The sequence below is a fragment of the Cyanobium sp. NIES-981 genome, assembly GCF_900088535.1.
GTDB lineage: Bacteria > Cyanobacteriota > Cyanobacteriia > PCC-6307 > Cyanobiaceae > NIES-981.
In genome coordinates this window covers 1,343,625-1,358,573 of record NZ_LT578417.1, presented here as the reverse complement: position 1 = coordinate 1,358,573, position 14,949 = coordinate 1,343,625, and the positions used below count along the sequence as shown (strand labels likewise).

17 protein-coding genes are annotated in these 14,949 nt (G+C 71.2%); 12 read left to right on the top strand and 5 right to left on the bottom strand.

The annotated features are described in order from the left end of the window. Positions 1-5 precede the first annotated feature (5 nt). From lepA to CBM981_RS06880, 7 genes are all read left to right on the top strand, one after another. Complete coding sequence (lepA, locus tag CBM981_RS06910) at positions 6-1,814, top strand: translation elongation factor 4 (RefSeq protein ID WP_087067817.1); 1,809 nt, start codon at positions 6-8, stop codon at positions 1,812-1,814. A 121-nt stretch (positions 1,815-1,935) separates the two neighbouring features. Next, on the top strand, positions 1,936-2,508 hold the full coding sequence (locus CBM981_RS06905; RefSeq protein WP_087067816.1) for a hypothetical protein: 573 nt from the start codon (positions 1,936-1,938) through the stop codon (positions 2,506-2,508). A gap of 32 nt (positions 2,509-2,540) precedes the next feature. Beyond that, positions 2,541-3,071 carry a hypothetical protein gene (locus CBM981_RS06900; protein WP_087067815.1) on the top strand — a complete coding sequence of 177 codons (531 nt, stop codon included), beginning with the start codon at positions 2,541-2,543 and terminating at the stop codon, positions 3,069-3,071. 53 nt (positions 3,072-3,124) lie between these two features. Beyond that, the gene (locus tag CBM981_RS06895; protein ID WP_157665362.1) at positions 3,125-3,676 is read left to right on the top strand and encodes a hypothetical protein; all 552 of its coding nucleotides are present in this window, start codon (positions 3,125-3,127) and stop codon (positions 3,674-3,676) included. Beyond that, positions 3,673-4,053 (top strand): type II secretion system protein, encoded by a 381-nt coding sequence (locus CBM981_RS06890; RefSeq protein WP_087067813.1) that lies wholly within the window; start codon positions 3,673-3,675, stop codon positions 4,051-4,053. Before CBM981_RS06895 ends, CBM981_RS06890 begins: the two co-directional genes overlap by 4 nt. Then, complete coding sequence (locus tag CBM981_RS06885) at positions 4,050-4,559, top strand: prepilin-type N-terminal cleavage/methylation domain-containing protein (protein ID WP_087067812.1); 510 nt, start codon at positions 4,050-4,052, stop codon at positions 4,557-4,559. The genes CBM981_RS06890 and CBM981_RS06885 overlap by 4 nt, the downstream gene beginning before the upstream one ends. Before the next feature lie 41 nt (positions 4,560-4,600). Further along, entirely contained in the window at positions 4,601-5,221 is a 621-nt protein-coding gene (locus tag CBM981_RS06880) for a prepilin-type N-terminal cleavage/methylation domain-containing protein (RefSeq protein ID WP_087067811.1), read from the top strand. A gap of 116 nt (positions 5,222-5,337) precedes the next feature. Here the strand turns inward: CBM981_RS06880 and CBM981_RS06875 are convergent, their stop codons facing one another. Next, a complete protein-coding gene (locus tag CBM981_RS06875; RefSeq protein WP_225867581.1) occupies positions 5,338-5,811 on the bottom strand; it encodes a prepilin-type N-terminal cleavage/methylation domain-containing protein in 474 nt (157 codons plus the stop codon). Between the two features lie 142 nt (positions 5,812-5,953). Between CBM981_RS06875 and CBM981_RS16090 the strand changes: the two genes are divergently transcribed. Then, positions 5,954-7,348 carry a sensor histidine kinase KdpD gene (locus tag CBM981_RS16090; protein ID WP_087067810.1) on the top strand — a complete coding sequence of 465 codons (1,395 nt, stop codon included), beginning with the start codon at positions 5,954-5,956 and terminating at the stop codon, positions 7,346-7,348. On the opposite strand, the gene CBM981_RS06865 is transcribed toward CBM981_RS16090, so the two are convergent. Next, positions 7,317-8,024 carry a response regulator transcription factor gene (locus tag CBM981_RS06865; RefSeq protein WP_087067809.1) on the bottom strand — a complete coding sequence of 236 codons (708 nt, stop codon included), beginning with the start codon at positions 8,022-8,024 and terminating at the stop codon, positions 7,317-7,319. The two genes, CBM981_RS16090 and CBM981_RS06865, sit on opposite strands and share 32 nt — an antisense overlap. Before the next feature lie 140 nt (positions 8,025-8,164). Between CBM981_RS06865 and CBM981_RS06860 the strand changes: the two genes are divergently transcribed. Then, positions 8,165-8,989: an ABC transporter permease gene (locus tag CBM981_RS06860; RefSeq protein WP_087069255.1), complete on the top strand. Its 825-nt coding sequence runs from the start codon at positions 8,165-8,167 to the stop codon at positions 8,987-8,989. 84 nt (positions 8,990-9,073) lie between these two features. Then, positions 9,074-9,355, top strand: a complete 282-nt coding sequence (locus CBM981_RS06855; protein ID WP_087067808.1) for a hypothetical protein — start codon at positions 9,074-9,076, stop codon at positions 9,353-9,355. 10 nt (positions 9,356-9,365) lie between these two features. Here CBM981_RS06855 and trmH read toward each other — a convergent pair whose 3' ends face one another. Continuing rightward, positions 9,366-10,055, bottom strand: a complete 690-nt coding sequence (gene trmH / locus CBM981_RS06850; RefSeq protein WP_087067807.1) for a tRNA (guanosine(18)-2'-O)-methyltransferase TrmH — start codon at positions 10,053-10,055, stop codon at positions 9,366-9,368. A gap of 16 nt (positions 10,056-10,071) precedes the next feature. Between trmH and CBM981_RS06845 the strand changes: the two genes are divergently transcribed. Together CBM981_RS06845 and CBM981_RS06840 are read left to right on the top strand one after the other, a co-directional pair. Beyond that, a complete protein-coding gene (locus CBM981_RS06845) occupies positions 10,072-10,413 on the top strand; it encodes an MGMT family protein (RefSeq protein ID WP_087069254.1) in 342 nt (113 codons plus the stop codon). Further along, on the top strand, positions 10,406-11,776 hold the full coding sequence (locus CBM981_RS06840; protein WP_225867580.1) for a 16S rRNA (cytosine(967)-C(5))-methyltransferase: 1,371 nt from the start codon (positions 10,406-10,408) through the stop codon (positions 11,774-11,776). The genes CBM981_RS06845 and CBM981_RS06840 overlap by 8 nt, the downstream gene beginning before the upstream one ends. Here the strand turns inward: CBM981_RS06840 and CBM981_RS06835 are convergent. Both CBM981_RS06835 and chlG read right to left on the bottom strand, forming a co-directional pair. Continuing rightward, positions 11,773-13,830 (bottom strand): PBP1A family penicillin-binding protein, encoded by a 2,058-nt coding sequence (locus CBM981_RS06835; protein WP_369801690.1) that lies wholly within the window; start codon positions 13,828-13,830, stop codon positions 11,773-11,775. The genes CBM981_RS06840 and CBM981_RS06835 overlap by 4 nt on opposite strands. 133 nt (positions 13,831-13,963) lie before the next feature. After that, positions 13,964-14,944: a chlorophyll synthase ChlG gene (gene chlG / locus CBM981_RS06830; protein ID WP_087067805.1), complete on the bottom strand. Its 981-nt coding sequence runs from the start codon at positions 14,942-14,944 to the stop codon at positions 13,964-13,966. Positions 14,945-14,949: the final 5 nt, after the last annotated feature.

Here is a 14,949-nt window from a genome sequence, read left to right as displayed (position 1 = left end):
CACGCATGACCGACGTTCCCGTTTCGCGGATCCGCAACTTCTGCATCATCGCCCACATCGACCACGGCAAATCCACCCTGGCGGATCGGCTGCTGCAGACCACCGGCACCGTGGCCGATCGCGACATGCAGGAGCAGTTCCTCGACAACATGGAACTGGAGCGTGAACGCGGCATCACGATCAAGTTGCAGGCGGCCCGCATGGAATATCAGGCCGCCGACGGCCAGCCCTACATCCTCAACCTGATCGACACCCCCGGCCATGTGGACTTCTCCTATGAGGTGAGCCGCTCGCTGCAGGCCTGCGAAGGCGCCCTGCTGGTGGTGGATGCCAGCCAGGGCGTGGAGGCCCAGACCCTGGCCAATGTGTACCTGGCTCTGGAGAACGATCTGGAGATCATCCCGGTGCTCAACAAGATCGATCTGCCCGGCGCCGATCCGGATCGCATCGCCAGCGAGATCGAAGCGATCATCGGCCTCGACTGTTCCAATGCCATCCATTGCTCCGCCAAGACCGGCCTTGGCGTGCCCGACATCCTGCAGGCGGTGGTGGACCGGGTGCCGCCACCGGCCGACACCGTGGCTGAGCCGCTGCGCGCCCTGATCTTCGACTCCTACTACGACCCCTACCGGGGGGTGATCGTGTACTTCCGGGTGATCGCCGGCACCATCCGCAGGAAGGACAAGATCCTGCTGATGGCCTCCGGCAAGACCTACGAGCTCGATGAAGTGGGGGTGATGGCGCCGGATCAGCGCCAGGTGGAGGCCCTCCATGCCGGTGAGGTGGGCTACCTGGCCGCCTCGATCAAGGCCGTGGCCGATGCCCGGGTGGGCGACACCATCACCCTGCTGGCCAATCCGGCCGCCGAGCCCCTGCCCGGCTACACCGAGGCCAAGCCGATGGTGTTCTGCGGCCTCTTCCCCACCGACGCCGACCAGTACCCCGATCTGCGCGAGGCCCTCGACAAGCTGCAGCTCTCCGATGCGGCCCTGCGCTATGAGCCGGAAACCAGCAGCGCCATGGGCTTCGGCTTCCGCTGCGGCTTCCTCGGCCTGCTGCACATGGAGATCGTGCAGGAGCGGCTGGAGCGGGAATACAACCTCGATCTGATTGTCACCGCCCCCTCGGTGATCTATCAGGTGAACATGATCGATGGCTCCACCCTGATGGTGGACAACCCCGCCACCCTGCCCGATCCCCAGAAGCGTGAATCGATCGAGGAGCCCTATGTGCGGCTGGAGATCTACACGCCCAACAGCTTCAACGGCACCTTGATGGAGCTGTGCCAGGAGCGGCGGGGTGAGTTCATCGACATGAAATACATCACCACCGACCGGGTGACGCTCCACTACGAGATGCCGCTGGCCGAGGTGGTCACCGATTTCTTCGATCAGATGAAGAGCCGCACCAAGGGCTACGCCTCGATGGAATACCACCTGATCGGCTACCGCCGCAACGAGCTGGTGCGCCTCGATGTGCTGATCAATGGCGAGAAGGCCGATCCGCTCACCACTATCGTGCACCGCGACAAGGCCTACGGTGTGGGCAAGGGGCTGGTGGAGAAGCTCAAGGAGCTGATTCCCCGCCAGCAGTTCAAGATTCCGATCCAGGCGTCGATCGGCAGCCGGGTGATCGCCTCCGAAAGCATCAGCGCCATGCGCAAGGATGTGCTGGCCAAGTGCTACGGCGGCGACATCTCCCGCAAGAAGAAACTGCTGCAGAAGCAGGCCAAGGGCAAGAAGCGCATGAAGGCGATGGGCAAGGTGGATGTGCCCCAGGAGGCCTTCATGGCCGTGCTCAAGCTCAACCGCTGATTGGCTTACGCGCTGAGCCGCTGGGTTTTGCCGCTGCCGGGGTCAGTTTCTGATCCGGATTGGCCCGCCCTTGCTATAAGCCGCGGCGGCGTTACAACCATGGCTTCTCTGCACGCCCTGCGTGTCTGCACCACTCTCGGCCTTCGTCACCAAGCCCGACTGGATCACCGCCCAGCGGGCCCGGGGCCGTAAAGCCTCCATCATTCAGCTCACCGGCAATTCCACCTGGCTGCGGCAGCCCGTGGCCTGGGATGCCACCATGCGGGTGTCGTCCCTGAAGCAGCGCCAGGCGGCCAAGGCCGGCCTGATCGATTCCGCCGACATCGTGACGGGCTTCCGCGTGAACAACGCCATGGCCCGCAGCTGGACCTTCATCGGTTCGAAAGGCTCGGACCTGATCGACTTCCAGGCCAACGCCGGCGCCATCACCAAGCGTAGCCAGAGCGTGATCAACTTCGGCAACGACACCGCCCGCGACCGCTTCTTCTTCACCAACAACACCAAAACCCACGGTCCGTTCAATCACATGCAGCGCTATGTGATACGGAACTTCGGCCGGGAGGATGTGGTGACCCTGCGCAACATCGGCCGCAGCTTCGGTTACAACGATCTCGTGTCGTATGGCAACGGCGTGATGGGCTTCCGTGGCGTGGATCCCACCAAGCTGCGGGTGGTGCCGATCAGCGGGCTCTGAGGTAGACCAGCGGGTAGTCTCCACCCCTCCTGATGGCCATCCCGATCCAGGGGCTGGTGACCCGCCGCTCCCGCCGTTTCGCCCAGCATCTCCACAACGCCTCCGGCCGCGACAGGGTCGTGGCCTACTGGAAGAACGGGAGGGGGCTGGGACGGGCCTTCGGGCCCATGTCCACCGAGGAGAGCCGGGCGGTGAGCCGGCTCTTCTCCCTGGTGGACCGGCTGACGGGCGTGCGTTTTGTGGCCGTCAGCCGCCGGGCCACCGCGGACATCCAGGTCCATCGGGCCAGCGCTCTGCCGGACGACCTGCTGGGTTATGCCCAGCCCATGGCCTACGGCGCCCGCATCGTCTGGAGGGATCTGGGGGGGCCGGCGATGCGCTCCCTCGAGAAGCACATCGTGGCCCACGAGATCCTCCACACGCTCGGCCTGGATCACCCCTTCGGCAACGGCTTCAACCGCCGCTACGACACCCGCGACACGGTGATGTCGTACCACTACCGGGGCTGGCGCGGGCTCACCAGCTCCGATGTGCGCGCCCTCCGCTCCCTCTGGGGGGCCTGATCCAGCGGGCGGGGCTGTGGCAACGCTGAACGGCGACCCTCGCCGTTGATGCCTTGCTCAGGAGTTTGCGCTTGCACGGCCGCCGTTCGCGGCCCCCGCAGGGTTTCGTGCTGCCCCTGGCGGCCACCGCCTCGATGGTGCTGGTGCTCAGCAGCCTGTCGCTGCAGGCGATGGCCCTGCAGGAGCGCTCCCGCCTGGCGGCGCTGCAGCGCCTGCGCAGCCAGGAGGATCAGCTCATGTCCGCCGCCCAGCTGGTGACGGGCCGGCTGCAACGCCGGCACCGCTGCCTGCTGGCCCTGCCGGCCAGCGCCTGGGGCCAGGACGCCTCCTGCAGCCCTGCCGCCGCCCTGGCCGAGCTGCTGGAGCCGGCGACCCTGCCCGACCCCGTGCGGCTGCTGCACTACTGCCCCCAGCCGGGGGAGCCGCCCCAGGCCACCCTGGTGCTGGAGCTGGCGTCCACGCCCACGCCCCGGCGCGCCTCCTTCCGCGTGGCCCTCGCCCCGGGGGAACGGCAGGACGCCCCGCCGCGGGTGGTGGGGCTGCAGGATCAGGGGCTGCTGGGCGGCCAGGCCCTGCCGGCGCCCTGCCCGGAGCCGGCGCCATGAGCCTGGTGGAGGTGATGGTGGGGGCCGGGGTGTTCGCCCTCTCGGCCGGATGTTCGCTGCAGGTGTGGAGCGGCACCGCCAGCTGGAGCCAGCGGGCCGAGCGCCAGCGGCAGGAGCAGGAGCAGCTCGAAACCCGCCTGCTGGCGGTGCAGGCGGTGCTGCAGCAGCACGCCGGCACCCCCCTGGCCAGCGACTGCGACGCGGCCCTCGCGGCCCTGGCCCCCCGGCTGCCGGCCCAGGGCGCCTGGGTGGCCCAGGACGGCGGGGTGCTGGTGGTGCTGGATGGAGCCGAGGCCGCGCGGCGGCAGCGCTGGTTTGATCCGGCGGCCTACGGCCTCTGCGGGGTGGAGGCCGCCGCCGCGCCGGAGGAGCCATGACAGGGTCAGGCCCAGCCCCGCGCCGCGGCGGGCCCCGGCCGGCGGGCCCGGGCGGTTTTTCCCTGGTGGAGCTGCTGGTGGCGCTCGCCCTGCTCACGCTGCTGGCCCTGCTCGTGATTGACAGCGGCCGGCGGCAGCTCGCCAGCGGCCGGGTGGAGGCCGCCGCCCGCCGCCTCGGCAGCCTGCTGGAGCGCAGCCGCGACCTCGCCACCGTGGCCGGCACTCCGTTGGCACTGCCGCTGCAGGGGGAGGAGGGCCTGGAGGCGGCGGTGCTGGAGGGCGACACCACCCTGGCGCTGCATCACACCCTGCCCAGCCAGCTGCGCTTCACGGCCAACGGGCTGGTGATCGACGGCGGCACCGCCGTCGTGAGCGGCAGCGGCACCGATCTGCGCCGCTGCCTGGTGATCGGGCTGCCGCTGGGGATCGTGCGGGTGGGGCGCTATGCGGGCGATCCCGGCGCGGGCCCCAGCAGCAGCCTCTGCCGTCCGGATCCCAGCCTCTGAATGTCTGTGGCCCCCGTGTTGTTCCCCCTGCCTCACCCGCCATGGCTGCCCGCCCCCCCCGCCGCCGCCTCTTTCCCGGCCTCCCCGCTGCCCCTGGCTTCACCCTGGTGGAGCTGCTGCTGGCCCTGCTGCTGGGCTGCCTGCTCAGCGCCCTGATGCTCCAGTGCGTGCTCAGCGAAACCCGCAGCGGCCAGCGGCTGGCGCGGTTGCTGCGGGAGCGCCAGGCCAGCCAGCGGCTGCTGGAGCTGATCCGCTCCGAGCTGCAGCAGGCGAGCGCGGCGAGCATTGGGGCCGCGGCGGCCACGGCCCTCCCGCCGGCCTGCAACCTCGGCTCCCGGCCGGTGGTGCTGCAGATGCAGACCCCGGCCGGGGTGATCAGTTACAGCCAGGGCGCCGCGCCGGACGCGATCTGGCGCGGTGCCGTGCTGATGCGCTGCGGGCCCGCCTACGGCCTCGACGGCCAGCTCGGCAGCGGAACCTCCCAGAACCGGGTGGTGCTCGATGCGCTGGTGGCGGACACGGGGTTCACAGTGCAACCTTCGGCCCAGGGCGGCAGCGCGCTGGCGGAGGTGCGGCTGCGCAGGAGCTTCGCCGCTGGTGGCCAGCTGCAGGAGGGTGGCGGCATGCTGCTGCCGCTGCCTCCCGGCCCCCAGGAGCCCTGAGCACCACCAGGGCCTGCCCGCCGCAGGGGCGGCCCGGCCTTGCTGGGGAGGAACTGCGGTGTGAAGAAACTGCCGGGGGGCGGGGACCCCCCGGCAGCGAGGCCCGCAAGCGAGGCTCAGATCGTGCAGTTCGGTGCCGTGCCGCCGCCCCTGTTGCCGGAGATGGCACAGGTTGTGAGGCGAACGCTGCCATCGGACTCCACCCTGGCCACCGCCGCTGTTCCCCCGGTTGCGAGCGGGGTGGTGGCGGTGTAGTTGACCCCGGTACCGGCCGCCGGGCACGCTGCGAAGACGACGCTCCCCAGGTTTTGTGCCGTGAGCGTGCCTTGATCGTTGGTGACCTGGGCCGCAGCGCAGGCCCGAGCGGCGTCGATGGCGGCCGTGTTGGAGGCTGCCACCCGCGCCCTGTCCTGCTGGTTGAGGAAGGCCGGAACGGCAATCGAGGTGAGAACCCCGATGATGATCACCACGATCAACAGTTCGATCAGGGTGAAACCGGCGGCCAGGCCACGGCGGCGCCGGCTCCTGTCGCCGAGCATCTGGATCAGGGAGCGTTGCGCCAGCAACCTGGCCTCAAGACGAGATCTCATGGGTTTGGGATGAATTGTGTTTCCTGTGAACATTGTTGGGAAGCATCCTCAACCTGCCAACCAAGCTTGGAAGAAAGTTTTCTGAGAATTCCCTGAAGGCATGAATCTGAGGGCATGACTCTGAAGTCAGGACTCTGAAGGCATGAACCTGCTGCCCATCTCCCGGCTGCGCCTCTGGCTCCAGAGCGCCTCCCTGCTGGCGGTGCTGGCCGGCTACGGCGTGATGCTGGGCTTCAACCAGGTCTTGTCCGGCTACGAGCGTGACCAGGCCCACCGGCAGCTGGCGGAGGAGGTGGCCTCCCAGCTCAGCCAGCAGACCGGCTCCCGCCAGCAGCTGCGCCAGCTCTTGCTGGCCCGCTCTCGGGCCCCGCTGCTCCAGCTGCGGCTCACGCCCCTGCCGGCCGGTCCAGCCCCTGCCGGCCCCCTGCGGGGGGAGCCCCGGCTGGTGAGCAGCGGAGCCCAGAGCTGGCTGGTGAGCCGGGTGGCGATCCCCCTGAGCAGCGGTGAAACCGTCTGGCTGCAGGTGGAGCAGAACGTGAGCGCCTCCGTGCGCCAGCAGCAGCTCGGCTCCTGGCTGCTGCTGGTGGCGGCCGGGCTGGCGAGCCTGATCACCAGTGGTCTGCTCCGCCTGGTGCTGTGGCGGGGGCTCAGCCAGCCGCTCGAGGTGTTCCGTGTCCAGCTCAGCGGCATCGAGGCACCGCCGCGGCCCGGCGATCAGCTGGTGGTGGCCGATCAGCCCGAGGAGCTGCGGCCCATCGCCCGGGCCTTCAACGCGCTGCAGCAGCGCCTCGCCGCCTCCTGGGAGCGGCAGCGCAGCTTCGTGGATGGTGTGGCCCATGAGCTGCGCACCCCGATCACCCTGGTGTCGGGCCACGCCCAGCGGTTGCTGCGCCGCCATCCCGATCCCGCCCTGGTGCCCTCCCTGCGGCTGATTCAGCAGGAGTCGGCCCGGATGGGCACCCTGGTGGCCGACCTGCTCGATCTGGCCCGCCAGGATTCGGGCCGCCTGCGCCTGCGCTGCCGGCCGATCCAGGCCGATGACGTGCTCCTGGCGCTCCACGAGCGGCTGGCCCTCGGGGCCGCGGGCCGGCTGCGGCTGGCCGGCTCCGACGCCAGCGGAGAGCCCGGGCCGCCGCCGGCCCTCGCTGATCCCGACCGCCTGCAGCAGTGCCTCACCGCCCTGGTGGACAACGCCCTGCTCTACAGCCCCCCCGGCTCGCCGGTGACGGTGGGGGCCGCCGGGGCGGCTGACGGCCGCCTGCTGCTCTGGGTGCGGGATCACGGCCCCGGCGTGGAGGAAGCCGAGCGGGAGCGGATCTTCGGGCGCTTCGTGCGTGGCTCCGCCGGCCTGCGCGGCGATCAGCGCGGCAGCGGCATCGGCCTGGCGGTGGTGAAGCTGCTGATGGAGGCGATGGGGGGCGATGTGCGGGTGGTGGAAGCGCCGGGTGGGGGGGCGGAGTTCCAGCTGCGTCTCCCCGCGCTGGAGCCCGCGCTGGAGCCGGGGCTCAGTCCCGCGGCGGACCCTCCTTCAGCATGAAGCCCACGCCGCGCACGGTCTGGATCAGGCTGGTGGCACCCGCTGGCTCCAGCTTGCGCCGCAGCGAGCGGATGTACACATCCAGCACGTTGTCGTCGCCCACCCAGGTCTCACCCCACACCGCCAGCAGGATGTCGCCGCGGCGGTGCACCTGCTGCGGCTGCTCCAGCAGCAGATGCAGCAGCTTGTATTCCGTGTGGGTGAGGTGCACCGGCGCCCCGGCCCGGCTCACCTCATGGCGGGCCGGCACCAGCTCCAGATCCGCCAGCCGGAGCACCTGCAGGCCCGGCTCCCGGGGCTGCTCCGGGGGGTGCCGCCTCAGCCTGGCCCGCACCCGCGCCAGCAGCTCCTCGATCGAGAAGGGCTTGGTGAGGTAGTCATCGGCGCCGGCATCCAGGGCCTCCACCCGTTCGTGCACGTCGTCACGGGCCGTCACCATCAGCACCTGGGTGGTGTCACCGGTGGCCCGCAGGCGGCGGCAGATCTCCACCCCGCTGAAATCGGGAAGGCTCCAGTCGAGCAGCAGCAGCTCCAGGCCGCCGGCCCGCGCCAGCTGCAGGGCCTCCTGCCCCGTGGCCGCCTCCGCACAGCGGTAGCCCTCCAGCTCCAGCTCGGTGCGCAGGAAGCGGCGCAGCTCCGGGTCGTCATCTACGATCAGCAGGCTGGAGCCGGTCAAGACTGGAGCAGGGGCGGGGCCCCTGCAGTCTGGGTGGTGGCCGCCTTGGCTGGAACCCCCAGGGCCTGCGGCGGTTGAATGGGGCCTGCTGCCCCGCCCCGGTGCTTCTCCGCTGGCGCCCCGCCACCCTCTCGGCGCGCATGGCCCGCTGGGGGCTGCTGATCGTGCTCGCCTACCTGCTGGTGGCCGTGCTCACGCCCCTGCTGGTGCAGGCCGGCTGGCTGCCGGATCCCAACGCCGGTCTGCAGAACCCCATCTACGCCCCACCCTCGCCCCAGCACTGGTGCGGCACCGACCGCCTCGGCCGTGACGTGTGCGTGCGCACCCTGGCGGCCAGCGGCGTGGCGCTGCAGGTGGTGCTGCTGGCCCTGGTGGTGGCCCTGGTGGTGGGCGTGCCGCTGGGCATGGTGAGCGGCTATCTCGGCGGCTGGGTGGACCGCCTCCTGGTGCTGCTGATGGACACCCTCTACACCCTGCCGGTGCTGCTGCTCTCGGTGGTGCTCGCCTTCCTGCTGGGCCGCGGCCTGCCCAATGCCGCCGCCGCCCTCTGCGTGGTGTACATCCCCCAGTACTTCCGGGTGGTGCGCAACCAGACGGCCCAGGTGAAGGCCGAGCCCTATGTGGAGGCGGCCCGCTCGCTGGGGGCCAGCGCCCTCTGGATCCTGCGCGTCTACCTCTTCCGCAACGTGATCACCTCGGTGCCGGTGCTGCTCACCCTCAATGCCGCCGATGCGGTGCTGGTGCTCGGGGGCCTGGGGTTCCTGGGCCTCGGCCTGCCCGAAACCATCCCCGAGTGGGGCGGCGACCTGCAGCAGGCCCTCACCGCCCTGCCCACCGGCATCTGGTGGACGGCCCTCTATCCCGGCCTGGCCATGTTCGTGCTGGTGCTGGGCCTCTCCTTCCTCGGTGAGGGCCTCGAGAGCTGGCTGAGCGGCGAGGGCCAGGCCTCCCGGGCCGCCCGCTGAAGCCCCGGGGCTGCTGAGGCGCGCAGCCCGCTGCCGCGCCACACTGAACACGACTGCGCGGGCCGATCGCGGCCCTCCCTGGCCATGCCCTGGTGGTTGGATCTGGTGTTGCTGGCCCTGGCGGTGGTGCTCTGGTTCACCGGCAGCGCCGACCGCGACGACGTGTGGAGCCTGTTCCAGCGGATGCTCGCCGTGGTGGCCGTGGCGGTGGTGCTGCTGGGCGGCCGCCAGATCCCCCTGGAACTGCTGGCCCTGGCGGTGGCGCTGTGGCTGCCCAGTGCCGGCAGCCGTCGCCTCGCCAGCCATGATCTGGACGGCATCGGCACCGAACCGCCGCACTTCCCCCCCGGCCGCGGCCGCCCCTAGCAGGGCGTCCTCAGCAGCGCAGCCGCAGCGTGCGGGGCAGGGATTCGGTGATCGCCCCCTCCCCATCCAGTTCCGGGTAGGGCCTGCCCTCCCGCCGGCACCAGGCGGCCACCTCCGGATAGGCCCACTCGAACAGCAGGGCGCGGTAGCGCCCGGGGTCCAGCCCCTCACCGGCGCTGGGCACCAGGCCGGCGGCCTGCCGCTGGCGCAGGGCCTCGAACAGCAACGTGGCGGTGGCCACACTCACGTTCAGCGACTGCACCATGCCGCTCATCGGAATCAGGATGGCCTGGTCCACCAGGGCGGCGCACTCCTGGCTCAACCCCCACTTCTCGGCCCCCAGCACGAAGGCGGTGGGGCCGGTGAAGTCGCAGCTGCGGTAGTCCACCGCCCCGGCGCTGAGATGGGTGCCGTAGATCCGCAGGCCCTGCTGCCGCAGGCTCTGCAGCGCGGCGGCAGCGCTGGCGTGCCGGTGCAGCGGCACCCACTTCTGGCTGCCCTGGGCCGTGCTGTTGAACGTGGGCAGGCGCCCCTCCAGGCACACCGCGTGGGCCTCCAGCACCCCCACCGCATCACAGGTGCGCAGGATCGCCGAGAGGTTGTGGGGCTTCTCCACGTGCTCCAGCAGCACCGTGAGGTTGGCCATGCGGCGGTTGAGCACCGCCTGCAGGCGCGCAAAGCGGCGGGGCAGCAGCGGCATGGGCAGGATGCACGGCATGGACGCCCCCAGCTTCGACCAGCGGGTCTACGCCGCTGTGCGCCGCATCCCCCCTGGCCGGCTCGCCACCTACGGCCACATCGCCGAGCTGATCGGCGCCTACGGCTGTGCCCGCCAGGTGGGCTGGGCCCTGCGCCGCCTGCCCCTGCCCTCCACCGTGCCCTGGCACCGGGTGGTGAACGCCCAGGGGCGGATCAGCTTCACGCCCAGCCGGGAGGGGAGCGACTGGATCCAGCGGCAGCTGCTGCTGGCCGAGGGCATCCCGGTGGATGCGGAGGGGAAGCTGCCGCTGGGGCGCTATCTGTGGGTGCCGCCCCTGGACCCGCCGCCGCTTGGTTGATTCCGCCTCCGTCGCTGCGTCGCCGGCTCCGGCCACGGGCCTGGCCTCCCGCCAGCTCGCCTGGGAGGTGCTGCTGGCGGTGGCCGGTGGCGCCTACGCCGATCTGGCCCTGGAGCGGGCCCTGCAGCGCAGCTCCCTCGAGGGCGCCGACCGGGCCCTGGCCACCGAGCTCGCCTACGGCGCCATCCGCCAGCGGCGGCTGCTCGATGCCTGGCTCGACGCCCTCGGCCGGGTGAGCAGCCAGCGCCAGCCGCCCCGTCTGCGCTGGCTGCTCCATGTCGGGCTGTACCAGATCCTGTTCAGCTCCCGGGTGCCGGCCGCCGCCGCGGTGAGCACCACGGTGGAGCTGGCCAAGCGCGGCGGCCTGGCCCGCCTGGCCCCGGTGGCCAATGCTGTGCTGCGCCAGGCCCTGCGGCGGCGACCAGCCCCGGCCGCGCCGCCGTGGCAGGGGCTCACGCTGCCGGCCGATGCGGCCGGCAGCCTGGGGCTGCGCCACTCCCTGCCGGACTGGCTGGCCGCGCAGCTGCTGCAGTGGTTGCCGCCGGAGCGGGCCGAGGCCTTCGCCGTTGCCGCCAACCAGCCGCCGGCGCTGGATCTGCGGGTGAACCCGCTGCGCACCAGCCGCGACAGCCTGCGGGCGGCCTTCGCCGCGGCTGGAATCCCGGCCAGCGCCCTGCCCCACACCCCCTGCAGCCTCAGCCTCGAGGGCCGGGTGGGGGATCTGCGCCGTCTGCCAGGCTTCCAGGAGGGCCACTGGAGTGTGCAGGACCGCAACGCCCAGCGGGTGGTGCCCCTGCTCGATCCCCAGCCGGGTGAGCGCCTGCTGGATGCCTGCGCCGCTCCCGGCGGCAAGTGCACCCAGATGGCGGAGTGCCTCGGCGATCAGGGCGAGGTGTGGGCGATCGATCGCTCGGCGGCCCGGCTGGAGCGGCTGGAGCGCAATGCGGCCCGGCTCGGACTGCGCTGCGTGCACACCCTGGCCGCCGATGCCACGGGCCTGGCCGAGCTGCGCCCCGAGTGGCGGGGCCGTTTCGATCGGATCCTGGTGGATGCCCCCTGCTCGGGGCTCGGCACCCTGGCCCGCCATGCCGATGCCCGCTGGCGGCTGCAGCCCGGCGCGATCCACGACTTGGTGGCACTGCAGGCTCGGCTGCTGGAGGGGCTGCTGCCGTTGCTGCGGCCCGGCGGGCGGCTCGTGTATGCCACCTGCACAGTGCATCCGGCGGAGAACGGTGCGGTGGTGGAGGCCCTGCTGGCCCGCCACCCGGGCTGGCGAGGCCTGGAGCAGTGGCAGGCCTGGCCGGAGCCGGGCGGTGGTGATGGCTTTTTCGCCGCCCTGGTGCAGGCGCCGCAGGCCGCCTAGAGCGGCGGCGGCGGTGCAGGGGCAGGGGGCGGCGGAGCCACCGGGGCGGGGGGCGGTGGTGGTGGCGGCGGCGGCGGGGCGGGAGCCGGCGCTGGAGGCACGCTGGGGCCCCGGGGCCGGGCCGCCGGATCCACGCTGGGTCGGGCCGCCGGCGGCTCGGCGGCCGGCGCGCTGCGCTCCGGTGGCGGGGAGGCGGGCTCGGAACGGCTCGGCTGGGTTGTGGGTTCCTCCTCCGGCCGGGATTCGCCCGGCTCCGGGCTGGTGTCCGACGGCTGAGAGCGGCTGGGGGCGGGCTTGCTGGCCGGTCTCGCCTTCGAGGGCTTGAAGGTGTTGCTCAGGGAGGGTTTGGGGGGGAACTGCAGCACCGGCAGGTCCTTGGTGATGGCGGCCATGAAGCGGCGCCAGGCGTAGGTGGCCACCACGCTGGTGCTCTTGGTTTCGCGGCTGTTGTCGTAGCCGAGCCACACCCCCGTGGTGAGCTGGGGGATCGAGCCGATGAACCAGAGGTCGCGCCCCCCTTCCGAGGTGCCGGTCTTGCCGGCCACGGGCCGGTTGCCCAGGGAAGCGCCGCCGCCGGTGCCGGCCCGCACCACCTGCTGCAGCATCCAGGTCATCGCATCGGCGATGTCGCTGTCCACGGCCCGCTTGCCCTGGTCGCCATCGCTGCGGCGGCTCCAGAGCAGTTCGCCGTCGGGCCCCAGGATCTCCTCGAAGGGGGTGGGCTTCACGTACACACCGCGGTTGGTGATCGCCGCGTAGGCCGCCGTCATGTCGAGCACGGTCTGCTCCTCCGCGCCCAGGGCCAGGGGATAGAACTTGCCGAGCGGGCCGGTGATGCCCAGGCTCCGGGCCGTGGCGATCACCTTGTCGAAGCCCAGTTCCTGCAGCAGCGCCACCGCCACGGTGTTGAGCGAGTTCTGCAGGGCGCGCACCATCGTGACGGTGCCGTAGTAGCGGTTGCCGAAGTTCTTGGGGCAGTAGCCCCCGAAGCAGCGGGCCTTGTCCACCACGCTGCGCTCCGGCACCATCCCCTCCTTCAGGGCGGTGAGGTACACGAACAGCTTGAAGGTGGAGCCCGGGGAGCGCAGGGCCTGGGTGGCGCGGTTGAACTGGCTCGCCTCGAAGTTCTTGCCGCCCACCAGGGCCCGCACCAGTCCGGTGCCCGGCTCCATCGCCACCAGGGCTCCCTCCATGCTGCCCGGTGCGGAGGCATTGATGGTCTTCTGGGCCTCGGCCTGCCAGGTGAGGTTGACGCTGCTGCGCACCGTGACCCCGCCCACCTCCAGCTGCTCCGGGGTGAGCACCCGGGCAAGTTCCTGTTGCACCCAGCTGCTGAAGTACGGCGCCTGACTCACCCAGTACTTCGGTTCGGCGGGTTGGAGCGCCAGGGGGGCGCCGTCGGCCTCCAGCCGTTCGGCCTCGCTGATGTAGCCGGCCTCCTGCATGCGGCGCAGCACCACCGCCCGCCGCTCCAGGGCCAGCTCGGGGTTCACCAGCGGCGAGTACACAGAGGGGGCCGGCGGCAGGCCCGCGATCAGGGCCGCCTCCGGCAGCGTCAGCTGGCTGGGGTTCTTGGAGAAGTAGATCCAGGCCGCATCCGCCACCCCGTAGGCGCTGGAGCCCAGGTACACCAGGTTCAGGTATTCGGTGAGGATCTGGCGCTTGCTGAGCTGGCGCTCGAGCTTGCCCGCCAGGGCCGCCTCCTTCAGCTTGCGCACGATCGTGCGGTCCTGGCTGAGGAACACGGTGCGGGCCAGCTGCTGGGTGATCGTGCTGGCCCCCTCCTCCACCGAGCCCTGGGAGATGTTGCGCACCATGGCCCGGGCGATACCGAGCGGGTCGACGCCGTCGTGCTGGTAGAAGCGGCGGTCTTCCGCGGCGATGAAGGCCTGCTCCACCAGGGGGGGGATCGAGCTGGCCGACAGCTTCTCGCGCGACACCGGCCCCACCTTGTGCACCACCTGGCCGTCGGCCGAAAGGATGGTGAGCGTTCCGGGCCGGTTGTAGTGGTTGATGCCCCGGGCGTCGGGCAGCAGGCTGTCCAGGCTGGACATCAGGGCCGCCTGGCCCACCGCCACACCGCTGCCCAGACCAGCGGCCAGCAGACCCGTGATCACCAGGCGGCGCTTGCCGCCACCGGGGCGGCGGGCGCGGGGCTGGGATCTGGCGGAGGCGGTGCCGCTCACATCACGCCACCAGGGCGCTGTGGCCGATCGCCAGGGCCGTCACCAGCATGCCGAGCACCAGGAACGGCTGGGCGCTGGCCTGGTATTTCACGTCATAGGCCACCGGATCCCGCAGCAGCCAGATGTCCTGGAAGGTGATCTGCGGCACGATCAGCAGCACCAGCAGCACGGCAGCGAAATGCTGCCCGATGGCGATCAGCACCGCAACCATCGCCAGCTGGAAGACATCGATCATGGCGGCGCTGATCCAGCTGGCCTTCTCGATGCCGAACACCACCGGCAGGCTCTGCAGGCCCAGGGCCCGGTCGCCCTCCACGCTCTTGAAGTCGTTCACCACGGCGATCCCCAGACCCGCCAGCGAATAGGCCAGGGTGAGCAGGGCGGTGGTCCAGGTGAGCTGGCCGAACAGGGCCTGGCCCGCCCACCACGGCAGGGCGATGTAGCTGGCCCCCAGGGCGTAGTTCCCCAGCCAGCCGTTCTGCTTGAGCTTCAGGGGCGGAGCCGAGTAGATGTAGCTCACAAACGAGCCCCCCAGGGCCAGCAGCAGCAGCACCGGAGTGCTGTGGCCGGCCCAGCGGTCGAGGCCGTAGGCCACCGCCAGGCCGGCCAGCAGCAGCACCCAGATCTGGGCCTTCACCTGGCCCAGCGGGATGGCCCCGGAGGGAATGGGGCGGTAGGGCTCGTTGATCGCGTCGATCTCGCGGTCGTAGTAGTCGTTGATCGTCTGGGTGTAGCCCGCCAGCAGGGGGCCGCTCATCAGCATGCAGGCCACCGACGCCCCCACGTTCGGCAGGGTCCAGCTGAACTGGCCGGAGGCGGCGGCGCCGCACAGCACCCCCCAGATCAGGGGGATCCAGGTGACCGGCTTCATCAGCTGCAGCCGGATCTTCCAGAGGCTGGAGGTGCCCGCGGCACCCTTCATGCCGAGCAGCTGGCGCGCCGCCGAGCCGCTGCTCACCTGGGGATCAGGGCTGTTGGTCAAGGGGG